General features: G+C 66.9%; 1 protein-coding gene. It reads left to right on the top strand.

What is annotated here, in order from left to right; genetic code table 11:
• A partial coding sequence (locus EN808_RS34990; protein ID WP_145973044.1) for an AMP-binding protein occupies positions 1-2,892 on the top strand: 2,892 nt, incomplete at both ends.

The following is a 2,892-nucleotide window of genomic DNA, read 5'->3' as shown; positions in this document are numbered from 1 at the left end:
TCATCTGGGTGCGAGGCTGCCCGACTACATGGTGCCGTCGGCCTTCGTGCGGCTGGATGGGCTGCCGCTGACACCGAACGGCAAGCTCGACCGCCAGGCGCTGCCGGCGCCGGCCGACGAGGCCTATGCGCACGCCGCCTATGGTGCGCCGCAGGGCGCGGTCGAGACGGCGCTGGCGCAGATCTGGGCGGAGCTGCTCGGGATCGAGCGCATCGGGCGCCACGACAACTTCTTCGAACTCGGCGGCCACTCGCTCCTGGCGGTGCAGCTGATGGAGCGGCTGCGGCGGCTGTCGCTCGGGGTGGAGGTACACACCCTGTTCGCCAGGCCGGTGCTTTGCGATCTGGCCGAAAGCCTTGGCAGCCTTCACGAGGTGGCGGTGCCTGCCAACCCGATCACCGAGCAGAGTGCGGCGATTACGCCGCAGATGCTGCCGCTCATCGAGCTTGGGCAGGAAGAGATCGACCGGGTCGTCGCCACGGTGCCCGGTGGCGTCGGCAACATCCAGGACATTTATGGCCTGTCGCCGCTGCAGGACGGCATCCTATTCCATCATCTGCTGGCGACGAAGGGCGATCCCTACCTACTGGTCTCGCAGATGGCGTTTGCCGAGCGCGGCTTGTTGGAGCGCTATCTTGGCGCGGTTCAGCAGGTGGTGGACCGGCACGACATTCTGCGTACGGCCTTTGTCTGGGAGAGGCTGTCGAGCCCGGCCCAGGTGGTGTGGCGGCGTGCGCCGCTGGAGGTGACCGAGGTCGAGCTGGATGAAGATGGCGGTCCCGGTTCCGAGCAGCTGAAGCGTCGGTTCGATCCACGCCGGCAGCGCCTCGACCTTGGCCGGGCGCCTCTGTTACGGTTTGTGATCGCGCGAGAGCCCGGCAGCGGGCGCTGGCTGCTGCTGGAGTTGCAGCATCATCTGATCGGCGATCACACGACGCTGGAGATCATGCATGCCGAGGTGCGGGCCGTGCTCCAGGGACGCGCGCATGAGCTTGCGGCGCCGCAGCCGTTCCGCAATCTGGTGGCGCAGGCGCGGCTGGATGTCGACGCCAAGGCGCATGAGGAGTTCTTCCAGGAACAGCTGGCGGACATCGACGAGCCGACCATGCCGTTCGGGCTGAACGAGGTGCGCGGCGATGGCAGCGGGGTCGGCGAGGCGCGGCGGATGCTGCCGCAGGCGCTCAACGATCGGCTGCGGGAACAGGCGCGGCGGCTGGGAGTGAGCCTGGCCAGCCTGTGCCATCTGGCCTGGGGCCAGGTGGTGGCGCGCAGCAGCGGCCGAGAGCAGGTGGTGTTCGGCACGGTGCTGTTCGGCCGCATGCATGCGGGCGCGGGCGCCGACCGCGCAATGGGCCTGTTCATCAACACCCTGCCTGTGCGCCTCGACCTCGACGGCACTGGAGTTGAGGAAAGTCTGCGTCTCACCCATGCCCGTCTGGCCGAGCTGCTCTCACACGAGCATGCCTCGCTGGCGCAGGCGCAACGCTGCAGCGGCGTTGCGGCGCCGGCGCCGCTGTTCGGCGCGCTGTTGAACTACCGCCACAACACGCCGGCGGCCATGGCCGGCTCCAGGACGGACGATGGTCTCTCCGGCGTGGAATGGCTGGGCAGCGAGGAGCGCACCAACTATCCGCTGACGCTGTCGGTGGAGGATTTTGGCGAGGCGCTCGGCCTCACTGCACAGGTGGCGGAGCCGATCTCTGCCGATCGGATCTGCGGCTATATGCAGCGGGTGCTCGAAGCGCTGTCGGAGGCATTGGAGCAGGCTCCCGACAGGCCGGTGCGCGCGCTCGACATTCTTCCGCCCGAGGAGCGGACCTACCTTTTGGAGGAGCTGAACCAGACGGCAGCGGCCTATCCGTCGGATCTTTGCATCCACGAGCTGTTCGAGGCGCAGGTGCGCCGCACGCCCGAGGCGGTGGCCTTGGTGCATGAGGACGAGGCGCTCTCCTATGGCGAACTCAACGCCCGGGCCAACCGGCTGGCCCATCATCTGATCGCCCTTGGGGTCAAGCCGGACCAGCCGGTGGCGATCTGCGTCGAGCGCAGCCCGGCCATGGTGGTGGGACTGCTGGCGATCCTGAAGGCGGGCGGCGCTTATGTGCCGCTGGACCCGGCCTATCCCTGCGCGCGGCTCAACCAGGTGCTCGCCGATGCCGCGCCCAAGCTGCTGCTGGCCGATGCGGCCGGCCGGGCCGCGCTCGGCCCTGAGGCGTTGGTCGATGTGACGGTGGTCGATCTGGAGGACACCCCGGTCTGGGCCGAACTGCCTGCTGCGGATCCCGAGCCGCGCGCCCTTGGCCTCACCGCGCGCCATCTCGCCTACATCATCTACACCTCGGGCTCCACAGGGACGCCCAAGGGCGTCATGGTCGAGCATCGCGGAGTGGTCAATCTGGGGCTGGCTCAGATCGGACTGTTTGGCGTTGGTTCAAACAGTCGAGTGGTGCAGTTCGCCTCCTTCGGTTTTGATGCCAGTGCCTGGGAAATGATTATGGCGCTTGGCTCCGGCGCTGCCTTGCATTTGCCTGCGGATGAGCTCCGCCAGGCGAGTGCCGAACTCTCGGATTACCTGCGGAGTGAATCGATCACCCACGCGACATTGCCTCCGGCCTTACTGCAGGCAAGCAGGAGTGCGGAATATTTGGCGTCGCAAGCTCTCATTCTTGCTGGAGAGCTGCCGAAGGCCGAACTCATCCGACGTTTACCTGCAGCATCTGTTATCAATGCCTATGGACCGACGGAAACGACAGTCTGTGCAACGACCTGGAGTTGCCCGGCTGACTTTGATGGGGCGATTGTCCCGATCGGCCGTCCGATTGCGAACACGCGGGTGTACCTGCTTGACGGCCATGGTGGGCCCGTGCCGTTCGGGGCGGTGGGCGAGCTTTA

Source organism: Mesorhizobium sp. M8A.F.Ca.ET.165.01.1.1, assembly GCF_004792065.1.
Lineage (GTDB): Bacteria > Pseudomonadota > Alphaproteobacteria > Rhizobiales > Rhizobiaceae > Mesorhizobium.
This window is presented reverse-complemented; position numbering and strand designations above follow the sequence as displayed.